The 19,289-nt window shown below is 41.7% G+C and carries 16 protein-coding genes; 7 read left to right on the top strand and 9 right to left on the bottom strand.

What is annotated here, in order from left to right; genetic code table 11:
- The coding region (gene cysK, locus ACYVTD_RS05090; protein WP_461246706.1) for a cysteine synthase A at positions 1–756 on the bottom strand (756 nt) is incomplete at its 3' end.
- A 142-nt stretch (positions 757–898) separates the two neighbouring features.
- On the opposite strand from cysK, the gene ACYVTD_RS05085 reads away from it, so the two are divergent.
- Positions 899–1,708 carry a M48 family metalloprotease gene (locus ACYVTD_RS05085; protein WP_461246705.1) on the top strand — a complete coding sequence of 270 codons (810 nt, stop codon included), beginning with the start codon at positions 899–901 and terminating at the stop codon, positions 1,706–1,708.
- Positions 1,709–1,722: 14 nt separating this feature from the next.
- Here the strand turns inward: ACYVTD_RS05085 and ACYVTD_RS05080 are convergent, their stop codons facing one another.
- The 3 genes from ACYVTD_RS05080 to ACYVTD_RS05070 form a co-directional block, all read right to left on the bottom strand.
- On the bottom strand, positions 1,723–1,983 hold the full coding sequence (locus tag ACYVTD_RS05080; RefSeq protein ID WP_461246704.1) for a type II toxin-antitoxin system RelE family toxin: 261 nt from the start codon (positions 1,981–1,983) through the stop codon (positions 1,723–1,725).
- 2 nt (positions 1,984–1,985) lie between these two features.
- Positions 1,986–2,207: a hypothetical protein gene (locus tag ACYVTD_RS05075; protein WP_461246703.1), complete on the bottom strand. Its 222-nt coding sequence runs from the start codon at positions 2,205–2,207 to the stop codon at positions 1,986–1,988.
- A 72-nt stretch (positions 2,208–2,279) separates the two neighbouring features.
- Positions 2,280–2,576 (bottom strand): helix-turn-helix domain-containing protein, encoded by a 297-nt coding sequence (locus tag ACYVTD_RS05070; protein WP_461246702.1) that lies wholly within the window; start codon positions 2,574–2,576, stop codon positions 2,280–2,282.
- A 188-nt stretch (positions 2,577–2,764) separates the two neighbouring features.
- Between ACYVTD_RS05070 and ACYVTD_RS05065 the strand changes: the two genes are divergently transcribed.
- The 4 genes from ACYVTD_RS05065 (at position 2,765) to ACYVTD_RS05050 (ending at position 8,643) form a co-directional block, all read left to right on the top strand.
- Positions 2,765–4,759, top strand: a complete 1,995-nt coding sequence (locus ACYVTD_RS05065; protein ID WP_461246701.1) for a leucine-rich repeat domain-containing protein — start codon at positions 2,765–2,767, stop codon at positions 4,757–4,759.
- Positions 4,760–5,000: 241 nt separating this feature from the next.
- Entirely contained in the window at positions 5,001–5,555 is a 555-nt protein-coding gene (locus tag ACYVTD_RS05060) for an LPP20 family lipoprotein (protein WP_461246700.1), read from the top strand.
- A 74-nt stretch (positions 5,556–5,629) separates the two neighbouring features.
- Positions 5,630–6,835: an LPP20 family lipoprotein gene (locus ACYVTD_RS05055; RefSeq protein WP_461246699.1), complete on the top strand. Its 1,206-nt coding sequence runs from the start codon at positions 5,630–5,632 to the stop codon at positions 6,833–6,835.
- A gap of 41 nt (positions 6,836–6,876) precedes the next feature.
- Entirely contained in the window at positions 6,877–8,643 is a 1,767-nt protein-coding gene (locus ACYVTD_RS05050; RefSeq protein WP_461246698.1) for an ATP-binding protein, read from the top strand.
- 99 nt (positions 8,644–8,742) lie between these two features.
- On the opposite strand, the gene ACYVTD_RS05045 is transcribed toward ACYVTD_RS05050, so the two are convergent.
- Positions 8,743–9,468, bottom strand: coding sequence for a TIGR02757 family protein (locus tag ACYVTD_RS05045; protein WP_461246697.1), 726 nt, complete (start codon positions 9,466–9,468; stop codon positions 8,743–8,745).
- 4 nt (positions 9,469–9,472) lie between these two features.
- Complete coding sequence (guaB, locus tag ACYVTD_RS05040; protein ID WP_461246696.1) at positions 9,473–10,939, bottom strand: IMP dehydrogenase; 1,467 nt, start codon at positions 10,937–10,939, stop codon at positions 9,473–9,475.
- A gap of 94 nt (positions 10,940–11,033) precedes the next feature.
- On the opposite strand from guaB, the gene lepA reads away from it, so the two are divergent.
- A complete protein-coding gene (gene lepA / locus ACYVTD_RS05035; protein WP_461246695.1) occupies positions 11,034–12,839 on the top strand; it encodes a translation elongation factor 4 in 1,806 nt (601 codons plus the stop codon).
- Here the strand turns inward: lepA and ACYVTD_RS05030 are convergent.
- Positions 12,819–14,426, bottom strand: a complete 1,608-nt coding sequence (locus ACYVTD_RS05030) for a 6-hydroxymethylpterin diphosphokinase MptE-like protein (RefSeq protein WP_461246694.1) — start codon at positions 14,424–14,426, stop codon at positions 12,819–12,821. The genes lepA and ACYVTD_RS05030 overlap by 21 nt on opposite strands.
- A 5-nt stretch (positions 14,427–14,431) precedes the next feature.
- Positions 14,432–15,985 (bottom strand): peptidylprolyl isomerase, encoded by a 1,554-nt coding sequence (locus ACYVTD_RS05025; protein WP_461246693.1) that lies wholly within the window; start codon positions 15,983–15,985, stop codon positions 14,432–14,434.
- A 217-nt stretch (positions 15,986–16,202) separates the two neighbouring features.
- Here ACYVTD_RS05025 and ACYVTD_RS05020 point away from each other — a divergent pair, with 217 nt between their 5' ends.
- The gene (locus ACYVTD_RS05020) at positions 16,203–17,105 is read left to right on the top strand and encodes a PD-(D/E)XK nuclease family transposase (RefSeq protein ID WP_461246692.1); all 903 of its coding nucleotides are present in this window, start codon (positions 16,203–16,205) and stop codon (positions 17,103–17,105) included.
- Between the two features lie 155 nt (positions 17,106–17,260).
- Here the strand turns inward: ACYVTD_RS05020 and ACYVTD_RS05015 are convergent, their stop codons facing one another.
- Positions 17,261–19,108: a leucine-rich repeat protein gene (locus ACYVTD_RS05015; protein ID WP_461246691.1), complete on the bottom strand. Its 1,848-nt coding sequence runs from the start codon at positions 19,106–19,108 to the stop codon at positions 17,261–17,263.
- Positions 19,109–19,289: the final 181 nt, after the last annotated feature.

Below are 19,289 nucleotides of genomic sequence, written 5' to 3'. Positions count from 1 at the left end.
ATGCGCTATGTCGCTTGCGTCCTCAGCCGTTACCGCTAAAATTTCATCTATTAAACTGCGGTTTAAAATACTTGGGATAAATCCCGCGCCAATTCCCTGTATTGGGTGCGGAGATGCTTGTCCGCCCGCAAGCACCTGCGATTTAAAAGGTTCAACGGCAATAATTTTAACATTAGGATTATGTTTTTTTAAAACTTCGCCTACGCCGGTAAGAGTACCGCCAGTGCCGACGCCCGCGACAAAAATATCTACTTGTCCGTCAGTGTCGCGTAAAATTTCCTGCGCCGTTGTTTGGCGGTGAATCTCAGGGTTCGCGGGATTATCAAATTGTTGAGGTATAAAAGAGTTTGGTATTGTAGCCGCAAGTTCTTTCGCCTTGTTAACCGCGCCTTCCATGCCGTCAAAAGCCTTTGTCAGCACAATCTCCGCGCCAAGAGCCGTGAGTATTTTTCTGCGTTCAATACTCATTGTTTCCGGCATTGTCAGAATAAGATGATAACCCCTAACCGCGCAGACATAAGCAAGTCCAATGCCCGTATTACCGCTTGTAGGTTCAATTAAAACATCGCCCGCTTTAATCGCGCCGCGTTTTTCCGCGTCCTCTATCATTGCTAAACCTATCCTGTCCTTAACGCTTGAAAGAGGGTTAAACATTTCAAGTTTAGCTACAATTTCTGCCTCGTATGGATTTATTTTACTGATTTTTACCAATGGCGTATTGCCAATTAATTCGGTAATATTATTTGCAATTTTCATATTTTTGATTGTAATAAATTCTTTTTTTTATGTCTATATACATTTTTCCCTGTTTGGTATTTCAGAAACGCAAGTATACAAAAACCGCAAAAAATCAAATTAGACTACTTGCTTTTTTAAAGAAAAGCTGTATATTTCTGATATGAGGCGTTTATTTTTATTTACAGTGATACTTTGTCTCGGCGTTTTTGCTTTTTCTCAAACGGCGGCAAGTTCAACTGACGACGGTTTTTCTTCTTTGGACGCATATTATCTTGGACGCGCAGTAGCCGCGAATATTCTGTCATCTTATAACTTATACGACAATACGGAACTGACTTTGTATGTAAACAATATTTGTCAGGCACTTGTGATCAATTCCGATTACCCCGCTCCTTACAACGGCTATTTTGTAATGATTCTTGACAGCAACGAATTTAACGCTTTTGCTACTCCCGGCGGACACATATTTATCACAAAAAAATTGGCGGAATCGACAACTTCCGAAGATATGTTGGCGGCGGTAATAGCGCATGAACTTGCGCATATTGTGTTAAGGCATGGAATAAATATTATAAACGAAACCAAAGAAGAAAATGAGTTGTCCGCCATAGCGGATTGGGCGGCAAGCACTGCCGCAAAACAATCCGCCGAAGCCGCTCGCGCCGCCTCGTTTCGCGATTCCATAGTAACAAAGTACGTAGATGTACTTATGAGGAGCGGTTATTCCCAACGCCAGGAATTTGACGCAGATCTTGAAGCTGTAGTTCTGCTTGCGAGGGCAGGCTACGATCCCGGCGCGCTCAAAGATATGCTGAAAGTTTTACAGAGCGTGAAAGGTTCATCAACCGGCGGTCTTTATTCCACCCACCCAAGCCCGGAACAGCGAATTGCCAATGTAGAGGTATTGAAGTTTAATAAAAATGACACATTACCCTATCGTGTGCCAAGATTTAAAAGTGTGAAGTTTTAACCGCAAACTAAAAATCATTCTTCATATATGTCTTTTCTGTTTCCGATTTTGACTATTTCCACAACTTCGCCGTTTATCCTATAGATGATTCTCCAATCTCCTACTCTTAAACGGCGAAAGCCAATAAGGGAGTATCTTAAAGGTTTTCCAAGTTTTACAGGTTCCGCAGTCAATCTTTCTCTTATTGCTTTTTTTATTTGCTCTTTATACGGCATTGGGATCAACGGCAGGTCTTCGTCTATGACACGCTGTTCAAATTTAATCTGGTACGCCATATTTATTTCCAGATATTTTCACTGTCATTGACCCACTTCGGACTAATCATCCTTTTGTCCGCAATTTTGGAAAAATAAATATCTTCTCTTTCTTCAATAGCCCATTCAATAAGTTCCAAAGCTACTTTTGAAACAGTTTTTTTATTCTGCTTGGCTGTCTTATTTAGTATTCCGGCTATTTCTCCCGGAACTGTAATGTTTATTCTAGGCTTCAAGGTAGGCATAATATCTCCTTATTTAATGGTGTATCACTAGTGTATCACATTTTTTTTATTGAGTCAAGGTGGATTAAGCCGCTAATCAAGAAGCCGTAAGCTCAAAATTTTGTCAATATCTGTTAAAATTGAGTTTTTTAGCTCTTTTTTTTGGGAGGATTCGATGGTTTTTATGGAAAAAAGTTCGAGAGTGTCGATATTCATGGCGGTTGCCAACTGTTCAAGGGTTGATATTGAGGGGAAACGTCTGCCCGTTTCTATTAACGCAATGTGATTGTCGGATACGTCTATCAATTTTGCCAGTTTTGCCTGCGATAGCCCCAGTTTTTTACGGTGCATTTTCATGTTAAAAGCAAGCACCTTTCTTAAATCGGTCATTTACCTCTCTTATAGTTATATTTTAATTGCATTTCCTACTTGATAGTTATAATATCAATTAACAAATAGTAAATAATTTGACTATTTTCCTATTTTTATTGACAATAAGATATGAAGTTTGTAAAATATATTAATACTAATAATTAAAGATGGTATTTGATATTCCCATCAGTTTTTAGGAGTTTTTTATGAGAATGTTGTCAAGATGTATCAGCGTGGTATTAATGTTATCATTAATTGGTTGCAGTACTATGCCTATGCAAGCATCCTATGTGCAGATTACACCGATAAGATTGACTTATGGCGACGGCAAGGGACTGCGCTTTGTTATGCCGTGGCAAAGTTATAACGCCAAATCTAATACTCAACAACAGACCACACAAGCGCAAACATCGAATGAATACTGGACGGGGGACGGAGGTAAAGGAAAGAGCCTTGCCATTCTTGTGCCAAAGGCAACGGGTCTGGAGGAAAATCAAGGTTATCTTCCTTCATTGGTGCAAGGCGAGTTAGTCAGTAATTTTTCAGGATACTCCGCCATTTCAGTACTTGATCGGCAACGGCTTGACGAAGTGTATGCTGAACAATTATCAGGGTATTATAACGATAATGCGGGACTTGATTTGGGTCATCTGAAAGAAACTGATTATATTCAAACTGGTAGCATTACCAGAACTGCAACCGGCTACGCTTTGCAAATTAATATTATTAAAACCGATGGTAAAATGACCGCCGCCTCGTATTCTGGAACATTTACCTTTGCCGAACTGGATAACCTGACAGGCATAAGACGAGCTTCGATAGATTTGCTTCAAAAAATGGGCGTAACGCTGACGGCAAAAGCGCGTGAAGAACTTACTGCAGGGGCGGAATTAAACCATGTGAACGCGCAGACCGCGCTTGCCCAAGGCATTACCGCCCAACGGCAAGGAACAGAAGTTGCCGCATTGAGCTACTATTTTCAGGCAGCCGCTTATGATCCAGCACTGTTGGAAGCGGTAAGACGTTCTTCGACACTTAACGCCAGTATTTCAAGCGGAAAAATCGGCGACAATATCCGCAATGACATACAATGGCGGAAGGATTGGGTTGCGCGGCTTACTGAAACGGAACAGTTTTTTGACAGTTTTAATAAAAGGGAGTCTATGCCTTACACCCTGTTTTATACAACCTATATTAAGCAAGTTGGGCAAACCGATTATAAGAACGAAACCGTTGTTATTGGCGGCATTGAGACTCATCTGCACGGTAGTGGTATATGGACAGTTTCGATAGAACACGCGTTACAGACAATTTACGACGGACTGAATGCGACCCAAAGAAAGGATGCATGGCAACTGGCAAGCTGGCCCCAAAAGGGCGTTACAAACTTGAATGTTTTTGCGGAACGGCGGCAGAATTTTGCAGTAGTTTTTGAATTGTTGAATAGTCAGAACAAAGTAATAGGCAGACAGACTTTGCTGACTGGGGGTTCATGGGCGTTAAACTGGAGCGGACGTCCTGTTGTTAATGTAAACGCAGATGATCGCAAAACAGTAAGTTTCCAAAATGTAAATGCGAATGATATAACCGACCGCATGACCATAAGGATAGTAACCGTCAACGGAACAGATGCCGAGACCGCCGCCCGAAACAGGGTTCTGCAAATACGAGTAAGCAACAAAGACGAATTTAATGCGTATGATCTATACAAGTTTTCAAAGGGAGAGTTGCAGGGGTATAAGCAAAGACCTGATCATAACAATTGGCATAACGTAAAACTTCCAAATTATGTATGGGGTGATCCGGTTATTTCTATCGGTGCTGAAGCGTTTAAGAACAACCATTTGTCAGAAGTAACTATTCCCAGTAGTGTTACTTACATTGGTAAAGAGGCGTTTGCTTACAACGGATTAACCAGCGTAATCATTCCTAATAGTGTTACTTATATTGGCGAAGGGGCGTTTAAACAAACAGACCAGAGAAATTCCACCCAAGAGAAAAGAGAAATAATCAAAATTACAATAGGGGCAAATGTTTCTATGTATGATAATCCATTTGGTAATTTTTATCTTAATAGTGGCATAGATACTTCATTTCGTATGGCTTATGACAAAAATGGAAGAAAAGGAGGCACATATACCTTAATTTCTAGGGTGGGGGGGAGTCTTTTTCCTCAAGAATGTGTGGGGTTACGATGCTAACGCTAATAAAGCCATAGAGAGTAATAATATTCGTAAGCCTATAGATCCTATTGTTCGTGATGGTCTTATTTTGCTAGGAGTGCTTGTTGCGGTGGCGGGTGTATTGTCATTATTTAAATAGACATTTGAAGTTTTTATCAGGGTAAAAGGTATAATAATACCTTGAAAAAAATAACAGTTTGTGATATATTATCCCAATAAGGGCGTATGCCTTTTTAAAAATGCGAAAGGAGTTCATAATATGAAAAAAATTAGTTTAATTCTCTTGGTTTTGGCAGTTGTTTTTTCTTTGGCAGGATGCGCTTCAAAACCGGCTGCCCCGTCTGTGCCGCCAAATACGCCGGAATGGTTAAATGATTTTCCACCTGATGATGTTATTTGGGGAATAGGGAGCGCAAAACAGTCGTCTGAATCAATGTCGATGTCCACAGCGGAAGCCCGTGCCAGAGTCGCTATTGCCCGTCAACTTGAAACAAAAGTACAGGCGATGTTTACAGATTATAACCTTGATGCCGGTAATGTAAAAAATCAGGCTAATACTTCTCTGCAGGAAGATGTAAGCCGTCAGATTACCGATGTTGATATTTCAGGCGCAAAGCCAATCAAACGCTGGAAGGCTTCAGATGGTACATGGTGGTATCTGGTGGAAATGAAAAAATCCGACGCGAAGGACAAGGTATCCAGTATTTTGAAAAACGAAGAGGCGGCATACGCCCAATTTAAGGCGCAGCAGGCTCTCCAAATGTTGGACACTCAGCTTTCCAAAAACGAGAAACCTTTACAGGTTAACAATTAATTTTTAGTTTAGATGCAAAACAGCACCCTCGTCATTTTGTGATGAGGGTGTAAATTTAAGAGGGGAATATAATTATGTTAAAGAAAATCAACCTGCTTTGTTTGCTGTTATGTTTATCGCTTTTAGTTTTAGGTTCTTGTAAAAGTTCGCCTTCTGGCGCTTCCGCCACTGATGCGAGAGCCGCGGCAAATTCAGCTCTTGGAAGGCTTGATGAGCAGGTTGGGGGGCGTCCAGCTGACGTTCCAAGCGCGCCTGTGCCTCAACAACAGCAAAAAGAACAAAATGTTTCTTCAACTAAACAACAACCTGCGATAAATCACAGTAAAAGCAAACCAGCATGGGTTGATAACGTTGATTCTATTTATGACAGTTCCCAGTATGTAGCCGCAGTGGGGAATGCTTCTAACCGCGATATGGCGGAAAAAAACGCGCTTGCCAATCTTGCCGCTATTTTTGGTCAATCCATAAAAGCTGACCAGACAATTACAAATACATATCAGGAAGCGGTTAAAAACGGCGTTACATCAAGTTGGACAGATAATACCGCCATGCAAAATACAATAAATATAACCGCTTCCATGGATACGCTTATCGGAGCGGAAGTAAAAGAAGTTTGGTTTGATTCAAGAAGCACCCACTACGCCGTAGCTGTTATGGAAAAAGCAAGAACTGCCCAAATATACAGCGATCTGATAAAAGCAAATCAGAATATGATTGCCAATCTTGTCAACATGAAAGATACTGAAAAATATTCGCTGGAAGGATTTTCCCGCTATCAATTTGCCGCTACTGTGGCTGACATCAATGTCGCCTATGGGAATGTTTTGCAAGTGATAGGCGCTCCTGTTCCCGCAGGAGTTGTAAAGGGCGACAATTACAGGCTTGAGGCGCAAAATATAACTAAAACAATTCCAGTCGGCATAATTGTAAAAAACGATAAAGCCGGAAGAATTCAGGGCGCGTTCGCAAAAGCGCTTTCCGACATTGGCTTTAGAAGCGGCGGGAATAATTCGCGCTATGTTCTTAATGTTGATATTACAGTCTCTCCCGTCGATTTACCCAACAATAACAATAAATTCGCCCGCATAGAGCTTGGCGCAAATTTGACCGATACAAGCGTAAAATCGGTATTACTGCCTTACAATTTTAACAGCCGAGAGGGGCATATTACCGCCTCGGAAGCGGAAAATCGCGCGTATATGGCGGCGGAACGGAAAATAAACGAGGAATACAAGGATTTATTGTCAGATTATTTAAATCAATTATTGCCAAAAAAGTAAAGATTATATAAAATATATATTGGGGATAAATGGGGGGGGAGATGTCCGATCAATATATATATAATTATGATGAGATAATAAAAGTTTTGCCGGCTTGGGCGGAAGAGCTTGCGAATAAATATCGTTCCAAAACAGCGAATGTATATATTTTACACGGAAACATAAGGGATTTTCTTCCTCACGAAAAAAAAGAAGGCGAGTTTGCTTTTAAAAGAGTACAGGATTATATCTCTGAAATTTTATTCGGCAACCAAAAAATAATCGCGTTTTATGACAGTTCAAGGGGACTGACTTTTTGCGAGCCACACATGGAAAAAAATTACCTTGCCGCCGCCCCGCAGTTTGCCGTAAGCTCCGATTTTGATTCAGGCGATTTTGTTTCAAATGACCCTGAGCGTTGTTTTCCGTATCTTGAAAAATATTTTCTTTCGCAAATACAAGAAGATAAAAAAAATAAAGGCAGAAAAGTTTTAATAGTGGACTTTGCCGAGCATATTGTTCCGGCGGGGGATTTAATCCGCCTGTCCGACAGAGACCGTTACTGCATGGTTACCTTTAACCGCTGGGCGACCGACCCTAAATTTATCAGGGGCGATATATCGATTATTCTGCTGACTGAAAATCTGTCCGATATTTCATCTCGTCTTACAAGTTCTCCCGCCATTGTAAAAATTAGCGTTCCGTTTCCAAGCGCGAAAATAAGGGAAAGTTTTTTAAGATCGGAAGAAGAAAAGGGTCGCCTTTTACTTGAACGCGGTTTAACTCCCGATAAGCTTGCCTCGATTACTTCCGGTCTTAACCTGATGAACCTGTACCGCCTTGCAGCTGAAAGTTTTGAAAGCGAAAAACCAATATCGCTTGATTTTATGCGGCAGAAGAAGAAAGAAATAATCGAGAATGGAGCAGGCGGTCTTTTGGAATTTATGGAAACGTCTTATGACCTTTCCCATGTGTCGGGGCATGATTTTGTAAAGAAGCGGTTTAAGAACGCCGCAAAAGCGATAAAAAAAGGTCGCCCCGACGTATTGCCGATGGGCTATTTGATTGCCGGTCCCGTAGGAACTGGTAAAAGTTTTATGGTTAGCGCCTTCGCGGGCGAAATTGGAATTCCAATGGTGAAGTTCCGCAACTTCCGCACCAAGTGGCAGGGCGAAACTGAATCGAATCTTGAAAGAGTTTTAAATATTCTTACGGCGATGTCTCCCGTAGGAGTGATGATAGACGAAGCCGACGCTTTCCTTGGAGACCGCTCTCAGGAAGGGGATTCAGGCACAAGCAACCGCGTGTTTGCGCAGATAGCCTCTTTTATGGGCAATACGGAATATCGCGGCAAAATTATCTGGTTCCTAATTACATGCCGCCCCGACTTAATACCGATTGACCTTAAACGGCAGGGACGCGCCGAAGAACATCTTGCTCTTTTTTATCCTGAATCAAAAAAAGACAGGGAAGACCTTTTTGATACATTGGTGCGTAAACTTGACTTAGACATTCGCAATTTTTCGGTTTCGGATCTTTTTAAAAAGTACGACTACGAATATTCAGGCGCTGATTTAGAAGCGGTTCTTGTTCGCGCGAAACTTATCGCGGCAATGGCGGATCGTATCTATGTAAAACGCGAAGACATGGAAGAAGCGATGAACGACTTTGTTCCCGCCGCCTATCCGCACGAAGTTGAACTGCAAAATCTGGTCGCTGTTCTGGAATGTACGTCCAAGGAAATGCTTCCGTCTCGTTTCCAAAAATTACCGCGTAGCAAGATAATCAGCGACATACAAGAACTTAAAATGCTTTTAGGCGAACGTTAATCTGACCACATAAAAATGAAAAGTGAAAAAAGTAAAAATAAATCAGTATTACAAAATACAAGGCAGTTTTTTTATTTTTTTAAATTTATTTTTATGTGGTCAGACAGCTCCGAACAAGGCGAAATCATACTTAACAGGGTCTTGCGGACAGAACTCGCGTAGTTTTTCAGTCAGCATAATCACAGTTTTTTTATCGTTGGATTTTCGCTCCAAAAGACCCATCTTCCTAGCTGTCCGCGCGACATGAACATCAAGCGGAATGTAAAGAGCGCTGGGTTTTATTTTTTTCCATAAACCTAAATCTACGGGTCCTTCGCGCACAAGCCAGCGCAGGGCAAGGTTAAACTTTTTACAAGCGGAGCCGTTTTTATCTTCTTCCCCCGCGTTGGAAACATGAATAGAGTACTCGCCCTTGTTTGCTTTTGCCATCTCCTCACGAAACAGATAAAAACCTTTCCATACGTTACATTGTTCGTTTGAGCCTTTTTTATTCTGCGACAAAAACAGGTTTTCAATATTTCTATATTTATCGTAAATATTTTTTAAACCTTTGCAAAAATATTTTAAGTTGCTTTCAAAAAAAGTGCGGTGAATATTTTTATTTTTTAATTTTTTAAATTCGCCCGAAGTAACAAAATCGTAGGGTTTCCAGTCCATTAACGTGAACATTTTTTCCGCTGAGCGAATAATAATGTCGCGCCGTCCCCATGCGATTGTCGCGGACAAAAACGCGGCTATTTCTATATCCTCGCGTTTTTTGAAACGGCGCGGAAATTGAACAGGATCGTCCTTTATAAAGTCGGGAGTGCAGACTTTTTTGTACAATAAATCAAGATCGCGAATAATTTGGGGCTTCCTGTGTTATTGTAATATCGTGCGGGTGGCTTTCTCTTAAACCAGCCGCCGTTATTTTAATAAACTTCTTGTATTTGTTAAGTTCTGCGATATTTTTACACCCGCAGTAGCCCATGCCTTTTCTTAGTCCGGCGATAAGTTGGTTCATGTAAGTGCGAAGCTCGCCTTTGTATGGGACGCGTCCTTCGATTCCTTCCGGCACGGGTTCTTCGTCTTTGCCAATTTGGTATCGGTCTCCTGCGCCGTCCGCTATCGCACCCATACTGCCCATTCCTCGGTATTCTTTGTAAATTCTTCCGTCAAAAATAATCTCGTTTCCCGGCGCTTCTTTTAATCCGGCGAATAAGTTGCCTATCATTACAACGCTTGCTCCCGCGCCTATCGCTTTTGTTATGTCTCCCGAAAACTTAATACCGCCGTCCGCGATTATCGGAATCTTTGACTTTGACGCTTCTTCGGCGCAATCCAAAACAGCGGTAAACTGCGGAACGCCAATACCGGCGACAACTCGCGTTGTGCAGATAGAACCAGGTCCTATGCCGACTTTTACCGCGTCCGCTCCGGCGGCGATTAATTTTTTTGTTCCCTCTTTGGTAGCGACATTGCCGCCTATGACGGGTATGTCGTAATCTTTTTTAATTTGACGTATAGCGTCCATTACATTTTTTGAATCGCCGTGTGCCGTATCAAGAACGACAAAATCAACTTTTGCTTTTTTAAGCAATGGAAGCCGTATCATATAGTCCTGCGGAGAAATTGCCGCCCCGACTACAAGTCTGCCCGATTTATCCGTCGCGGCGTTTGGGAAATTTTGATGTTTTTCCATATCAGTTACGGTTATAAGCCCTGTTAATTTTCCTTCGCCGTCTATAACAGGAAGTTTTTCGATGCGGAATTCGTTAAATTTATCGCGCGCCTTATCGACAGTCGGCTCGCCTGTAACAACGACAACTTCCTCGGTCATCACGTCTACAACGGGCAGGGAATCGTCTTTGCAAAAACGCAGGTCGCGGTTTGTGATTATTCCTTTTAATTTTCCTTCGCTGTTAACGACAGGCAAGCCCGATACGCCGAAAGTTTTAATCAAAGCCCTTACATCGCGCACATGAGCGTCATGCGGGACGGTTATAGGCGACTCTATAATCCAATTTAAGAAACGTTTTACATTTGCCACCTGATGAGCTTGTTCTTCGGGCTTAAGGTTGCGGTGAATTACGCCCGCGCCGCCCTCAAGAGCGATAGTTATGGCAAGTTTTTCTTCCGTAACTGTATCCATTGCGGCGGAGATAATAGGTATATTCAGATTAATTCCGTCGCAAAGTACGGTCTTTACATCGCAATCCTTAGGAAGGATATCCGAGTATTCCGGCAGGAGAAGGACATCGTCGTAAGACAAGCCTTCTTTAAAATTATTATTAGCTTCCATATTGGATAATGGCATTTTTTTAAAATTTTGTCAATAGTTTTTTACATAAAAAATGAGATGTCCAAACTCGCTAACTTGAGGTTTTTAACTAATAAAGCTATAGTAACACATGGCTCAAACTCAATTTATCCGAAACTTTTGCATTATCGCCCACATCGATCATGGTAAGTCCACTCTTGCAGACCGCCTCATTCAAAAAGCCAACCTTGTCGATGACCGCAACTTCCAAGACCAAATACTCGACAATATGGATATTGAGAGGGAAAGGGGCATCACGATTAAAAGTCAGGCGGTTACTCTGCCTTACACGGCTAAGGACGGCAACGAGTATACGCTCAATTTGGTAGATACGCCCGGACATGTCGATTTTAGTTACGAGGTTAGCCGCGCGATTAACTCCTGCGAAGGCGCTTTGCTTTTGGTGGACGCGACTCAGGGAGTGCAGGCGCAGACATTGTCTAATATGTACCTTGCGCTGGAACACAATCTTGAGATAGTGCCTGTAATTAATAAGATTGATATGCAGGCGGCTGATGTTCCCAGAGTTAAAAAACAAATTGATAAAGACTTAGGTCTTGACGCTGAGACCGCAGTTTTGGCGTCTGCAAGACAAGGCATCGGTATTGACGAGCTTTTAGAGGCGATAGTGCAAAGAATTCCCGCTCCTTCTGGCAAGGCGGACGCTCCGTTACGCGCGCTTATTTTTGATTGTCACTATGACCCCTACCGAGGAGTAGTTGTGCATTTGCGTCTTTTTGACGGAAAAATAAAAAAAGGAATGAAAATTACTTTTATGTCCAGCGGCTCTGTTTACGAAGTGGAAACAGCAGGCGTTTTTAAAATTATACTTGTGGAAACAGATGAGCTTTCCGCAGGAGATGTAGGCTACATAATAGCGAGCATAAAAACTGTAAGCGATGTGCGAGTAGGCGACACCGTAACAGGCGCGGACAATCCCTGCGCTGAGGCTCTGCCCGGTTTCCGCGAAGTAAAACCCGTTGTCTTTTCTTCTATCTACCCCGTAGACTCAAACGACTACGAAGAATTACGCGCCAGTATGGACAAACTAAAACTAAACGACGCTTCCCTTATCTTTGAAAAAGATTCCTCCGCCGCCCTTGGTTTTGGTTTTCGTTGCGGCTTTTTAGGGCTATTGCACCTTGAGGTTATTCAAGAACGCCTTGAGCGCGAATTTGATCAATCGGTAATTTTTACAGCGCCGTCCGTAAAATACAAGGTGCATCTTAGAAGCGGCGAAGAAATCATGATTGACAACCCCATGGAATACCCCGATGAAGGCAAAATTGACGGCGCGCAAGAGCCGTATATCCGCGCAAGCGTAATTACTCCTACCGATTATCTTGGCAACATAATGACGTTGTGTCTTGAAAAACGCGGCGTACAAACTAACATGACCTACCTTGACGAAAAACGAGTGGAATTAATTTACGATATGCCGCTTTCCGAAGTATTATTCGATTTTTACGACAAATTAAAAAGTATCAGCCGAGGTTATGCGTCATTTGATTACGATATTTCAGGCTACAAGCCGACGGAACTTGCTAAACTTGACATTCTTCTTAATGGTAAGCCTGTTGACGCTCTTTCACAGCTTGTGTTCAAGGGCAACGCCTACGATCGCGCCAGAAAAGTCTGCGAAAGGTTACGGGACGAAATTCCTCGCCAGCAATTCAAGATACCGATTCAAGGCTCTATTGGAAGCCATGTAATAGCGCGGGAGACAGTCAATGCTCTTCGCAAGGACGTACTTGCAAAATGCTACGGCGGCGACATTACGCGCAAACGCAAATTGCTGGAAAAACAAAAAGAAGGCAAAAAACGCATGAAGATGGTGGGAGATGTAGAGCTTCCGCAGAGCGCGTTCTTAGCGGTCTTAAAAGCTAAAGATGAATAATTTCAGCATGGGGTCTATTTCAGCGCGGAGGCGTTTTAGGAAAGAAATATCGGTTATTGACGGACGTTTGCCTCCTGCGTAATCGGGGAAATGCGCCCATAGGTAATCACATTCTTCGATTAGGGTGTTTAGACGCTCATTGTCCGCCGCTTTTTCGCCTGTTAACAAACTGCGTAATTCTTCTAATTTGTTTTTTTCGTTTTTATAGAAAGAATTGAGTTCTGAATTTTTACCACGAACCACACGAACATTTTGCGGGGGAGCAAGTTTATCTTGTTCCAACAGAGCCAGCGCGTCTTTGAGGGAGAGGGTTTTTATTCCTAATGGGAGTCCTGTGCTTTCGATGTCAAATATTCGCGAATCGCCGCCGAATTCTTGTTCAAAAAGGTCGCGGTAATTTTTCATGGCGGGGTTGGTGTAAACTGGAAGTCCCAACTTTGAAACGGCGGCGATTGAATACTGATTGTACGCTACAGGGTTAAATAATCTTTTAAAACGACTTTGCAGGTTCAGGCGGGAGCGGTGTCCCGGCGTAGAGCGGGCATGGTACTTGTCTTGGGTAAATGAAAAATCAAGACCGGCACAGATTATTTTTCCGGTTGTAAGCCGCCGAGCTAACTCTACCGCCGTAAGTCCTACGGAGCCAAGCGGAGGGACGACAGCGGGTAACAACTCCGTGCTTTTTAGCCTTTCAAAGATTTTTAACTTAGTCCAAGGAGTAAAAAAAAGGAAATTTTCACCTGAAAGAATATTTACAGAAGCGGGAAGAGAAGAAAGGTCTATTGTCGCGTTAACTTTCCACCCTCTGCAAGTTAAAAAATCATTAATATTCCAGTGCTGGCTTTCCAAAATTACTGCAAGATCTGGGACAATGTTTCTTTCTTTTAACGCGCCAAGGCATGTATCTACACAGATAATTTTAAAATTACGTTTTTCGGTACAGGCAAGAACATCGGCGTTTTTAGTTTCAAGAGCGTTAAGGGTTTCGTCAAGAGAGGGACCTGCGCCAAGGACAAGAATGGGCGCTTCGCCAAAAGATAAATTCTGCACGGATGGAAATTTTAAAACAAGCGGAAGATTGCGTAAGGCGTTGCGAATGTATAAACGACCCATTTTTGAAAGAGTTAGGGCGTTACTCCAATCCGTGGCGATTTCGCGGCGAAGCGAATCGCAAATAGAATCGTAAACTTCGGGGAATAATTGCCAGCCGCCTGTGGTCCGTAAAATTTCAACTCTGCGGAATGCCCGCGCGCCCCATTTTTCGCGGACAAGAGAGTAAATGCCTTCATTGTCGCAAACATTTGTAAGACAAAACAATTTATTGGAAGCAACGGAGGAGTCAATGTTTTGCATGGAGAGAGTAAAAAGTTCAGGATCCGCTTCTATGCATAATACGGCGCAATCCGGCGCTTCTGTTTCAAGGCGGGAAAGAAAAGAGGAAAGACCATAGCCGTATAGAGGCGATGGGCAAAAATAGATGGTTCTTTCTTTTACAGGGACAGCTTTTGCTACTTGTTCCGCGCGCCCTGCGGGATCAACTGCGGAAAGAAGAGTCTTCCCGTTTCGGACAAACGGTAATCCCTGCATAAATGTTATTTACTGGGATTTAAAACATTAAAATAAATATCATCAAAATGATCCGTCAATTTTCCGTTATTCATAAAATATTTCTGTAATGACTGATCAGATGTTCGTTGTACATATTGAGTTTTATAGTTTGACGCAATTTCATCAATCGATGACTCTTCGGCAACAGTTTCTTCCGTCGGAATAAATACAAATACATTACCTCCCTGAACAAGCGGCTCACACAGAGTATTTACGGGAGTTGTAAAAGTTCTTTTCCAGAAAATTTCATTTTGAGATAAACCTTTAAGATCGTCGGCGCTTAAACCGGAATCGGTAAATGATTCAAGAGTCGTAAAAAGATCAACTCCCCCGTAGTTAAGCGGAAGGGGTCCTAAATTCTTTCTGCTGAGGTTTCTCCAGCGTGCGGCATTTACATACCCCGTTTCTTTCGACTCGGAAATAAATTCATTTGCCTGCCCGACAGTCCAGTCTTCCATGCGTCCTCTTTCGTAGCTTTTAACATAAGTACGCACTTTTTCCATTACTGAATAATCATCAAAATCCGCTTTAGTCAACGCGCTCTCCGCCCTGAAAAAAGCCCAACTGTCGTTAGTTGAAATAACTCCGCTCAACTCTCCCTTGCCCAGACTGTAGATAGCCTCGCGATCTTCGGGTTTGGAAATTTCATTATCTATTTCATAACAAAATTTAATGCCCATATCTCCACCCCTGTCGGCGTAGCTGTCTTTTGATTGGGCTTTTGCGGCGTCTTCAAAAGTGGTGGTTCCGTCTTTTATGGAAGCCAGAATTTTTTGCGCTTCTCTTTCACTGCTTGATATTGTAATTTTGGATAACTGTATTGAATCAAATAGTTTGGCGTTTTCCTTTGCATACGCAAGATACTCGCTATCGGGATAATCATCAACATTAAAAGAAACAAAATCAAAACTTCTTGTAGGCGAGGACATATTCGCGACAAATTTCGCCTCGGATTGGGGAATTAAAAGACCAAAATAATCGCTGAAAAACACATTCATAGCAATATCTTCCTGAGTTTTATGCCAAAGGGCAGTACGGGCGGAATCTGTCATTCTGTTGTACAGAATAAGAGAAAAACGCCCGTTGTCCTGAAATTGAGATAATTGCAAAACCACTTTGTTAACCGCTTTTTCGGACACTGTATAGCCAGATTTTTTCATCATGTTAATGATGGCGGTATGTATTACAGATCTGTCATAAGCCTGTTTCCAAACATAGTAATTAACCCAACGGTCGTTTGGGTCATACCCCTGAGCGCGGAAATTATTAAAAGTTGTTTCATAATATTGAGATAGAATATTTCCAGGAACCCATGTAATGGGGACTTTATCGTAATATCCAAAGGTTAAATCATTGCCTTTTCTTACATAACGACGACCACCCGAAAGAAAGTCGCCGCCGACAAATGTAACAACCACAAGGACAAGAACAATGACGGAACCTATATAAACACCCGGATTTTGCTTAAATTTCTTGATAATTTCCGAATTGCCAGAGTCCTTTTCCTTTATAACAACCTTTTTTTCTTTTTTTGCCATAAAATACCTCTAAAAATATTATGAGTTGATAAGATAGCATTTTTAATGACTTTTGTCTATAGGGTGGAGGAGAGCAGGTAGCGGTAAAAATTCCTTAAAAAAAGTAAAAATATTTTCAAATTTAGTCAAGCAAAATGAAACTCTCAACCCATATAAGGTATGTAGTTTTTAAGCCGTCTTGTGATGGTAACTACAAACCAGTTTTATGGAGTTTGCTATGGAAACAAGCAATAAAGGACCTGCTCAATATGAGTGGGGACCTTTCCCCTTAGGGGATGGAACGAGCGTTCTGGACATACGCTATGACGTGGTATTCAAAGCCGTATTCACTAGGGACACTGAAAAATCGAGAGGCGCACTCTCAGACCTGATTTCTTCGCTTATCGGGCGTACAGTCAAAGTGGAGATGATTAACGCCAACGAGCCGCCCGTTGACGATTTACGGCAGCGGTATCTGCGTTTTGACGTAGCCTGCAAAACGGAAAAAGGCGAGCCTATTAACGTTGAAATGTCGTTTAATCCTAATGTGGATGAATCTGTTCGACTTGAATATCATGCGGCAAAGTTATTTATCGGACAAAACATTCATGGGGAAGAAAAAAATTATAACGATTTAAAGGAGACATATCAAATTACTATTTTGGCAAAGTATCAATTTTTTCCTGACGAAGAACTAATACACAATTTTTTATACTATGATCCCCAAACCCATGTCTCACTTGGCGGAAAAACCAGAATAATCACTGTTGAGTTGGTAAAGACAAAACCGATAGCCGAAAAGCCTATTAAGAAGATGACAAACGCCGAGTTATGGGCGGTGTATTTTCAATATTTGACAGACGAGGATAAAAGGGATAAAATAATAGAGATAATCAACCAAGAGGAAGGGATAGCGATGGCGACAGAAACTTTATCAAAAATCACGCAAGACGAGATAGAATACGCTCGTATGTGTACTCTGTTAAAAAGTGAACTCGACTATCAAAGCGGAATGGTAAACGCCAGGCGAAGCGGGCTTAAGGAAGGTCGTGAAGAAGGACATAAAGAGATCATTGAGCTTTTTGAGCATGGATTGTCTATCGAGGAAATCAAACAGCGTCTTCAACAGGAAGCGAATTAATCCCCTCACCGACCAACAAAAAAAGCGGGGGCTTGCGTTCCCGCTTTCTTTGCTATTGGCAAAAAAAATTACCACGAACCAAGGCGAACAACGACAAGATATGTGCAAGAAGTTCGTGGTGTTCGTGGTTATAAAACTATTTCCCTAATTTTTAGCTATGGGGTTTTTGTCCACTCTGTGCCATTGGTGGCTCTGGTATAAGTCCCTATGCCTCCTCCTGTGGCAAAGTACTTGTCATGCAAATCGCCGATATATCCGCCTGCTGTAGTACTACCAAATGCGCCAGACAAGAAACCCGTCTCAGCTTCTCCCCCCCAACCTTCATTCATACTACTTTCAAACTTTACACTGACAAGATTGTTACAATCGGAAAAAGCATAACTACCAATAGTAACAACATTTTTCGGTATGGTTATATTGTTAAGACTTGTTCCGTAAAAAGCACTACTCTTAATAGTTATAACATTTTCCGATAATATTACATTGGTAAGATTGGTGCAATTGGAAAAAGCAGACGATCCTATAATTTTAACTTCGTTTTCCATGACAAAATCGCCTATTTTTCCTGCCGGATATGCAATTAAAGTAGATTTACTTTTATTATACAATACACCGTTTACAGATGTATAGTTATTATTGTCAGTACTAACATTTATTTCGGTAAGAGTTGTACAACCAAAAAAAGCTGATATATAAATATCGCTAACGCTGTCAGGTATGGTTATAGAGTTAAGGCTAGTACCTTGAAAAGCGAAACTTAAAATAGATGCCAGATTATTTGGTAAAATTACTCCTGTAAGATTTTGACAATCTTGAAAAGCTTCATACGGAATACTTGTTATGGTACTGCCGGAAAGATCAAGACTGACAAATTTATTTGCATTTTGATTATTTTTAAGCACTGTTGCCAAATTTGTAAGGTCATTCTCATTAGTAATATTCAGTTTAATAGGATAGGGACTATTAACATCATTTTCATCTAATGTGCTAAGATAGCTTTGTAATTGATTAAGAGCGTTATTGATAGTAAGCGTTCCAGCTTCCAAGCCGTTTGCCGCACTCCAGTTGCCATCTGACGATTCCGTTACGTTAAAAGTTACAATATAATTACCAATCGTTGTTGGGAGGTCGGCTATTTGATTTCCATTACTATTTCTATAATAAATATTAATACTTCCATTTGATTTACCCTGCTTGGGGCTTATGCTTACAGGAGTAATACCGCCAAATGTCTGTGTCAGATTGCTAATGTTAAAATCATCTGCAGTTGGCGTTGCCTTGTTAATGGTTAGCGTTCCAGCTTCCAAGCCGCTTGCCGTATTATAGTTTGCGCCTTCCGCCACGTCAAAGGTTACAATGTATGTTCCGGCATTGGAAGGAGGAGTGGTAGTAGTGGAGTTACCGCTATAATATTTAACAGTTACGCTTCCCATTCCATCTTGTTTCGCTGTTATGGAAACGGCTTTAGGGTTACCATCGTAGGTAAATGTTCCGGCTCCGAAGTCAAAATAGTTGGCAGTTGGCGTTGCCTTGCTGATTTCCAATGGATTGGTTTTTATCAAAAAACTACTCAGCTTTACATCAACTGCGGTATCTTTATACATCGAATAGACAAGTTGAGTGCCGTTCTCTGGTTCTGCGGAAATTCCATAGGTAGAAAAACTTATAAAATTTACATCTGTCTGGGTTTTGTCATCAAATATTAGCCTTACTTTTAGAGCAGAAAGATTAAGTGAAGCACCATGCGTATATTCCAATTGGGGCTGATCAACGATAATTATGGATTCAATAATTTTATTCAATGTTGCCTGAAATGTGTATGACAAAGTAACCGTTGAGTCGCCGTTATGGGTGATAATCGCATCGTAGGTGTTTATTGTTGCGGAGATCGAGTCATCAAATATATAACCTGATTTTGCCGTAAGTGTAACAGTGGCGGTATATTGCGTTTCACCTAGGAAGTTATTAGTACCCCCACCCCCCCCCCCAATACCCCCCCCCAACAACCAACAGCAAAAGATCTCTCCGCACCCAACATTATCCCCCGAACTATCATGACACCGTATTTTTCTTAAAAAACAAACACAAAAAAAACACCCCACCCAAAAAAAACAAAAAAACCCCCGCCCCTAAAATTTTCAAGCCACTTTTCAAGCCAAGTCCTCGCCTCGATGTCAAGGTAAT

Source organism: Treponema sp. R6D11 (genome assembly GCF_054786075.1).
The sequence above is the reverse complement of the archived record's forward strand: the minus strand, read 5'-3'. Positions and strand labels throughout refer to the sequence as shown.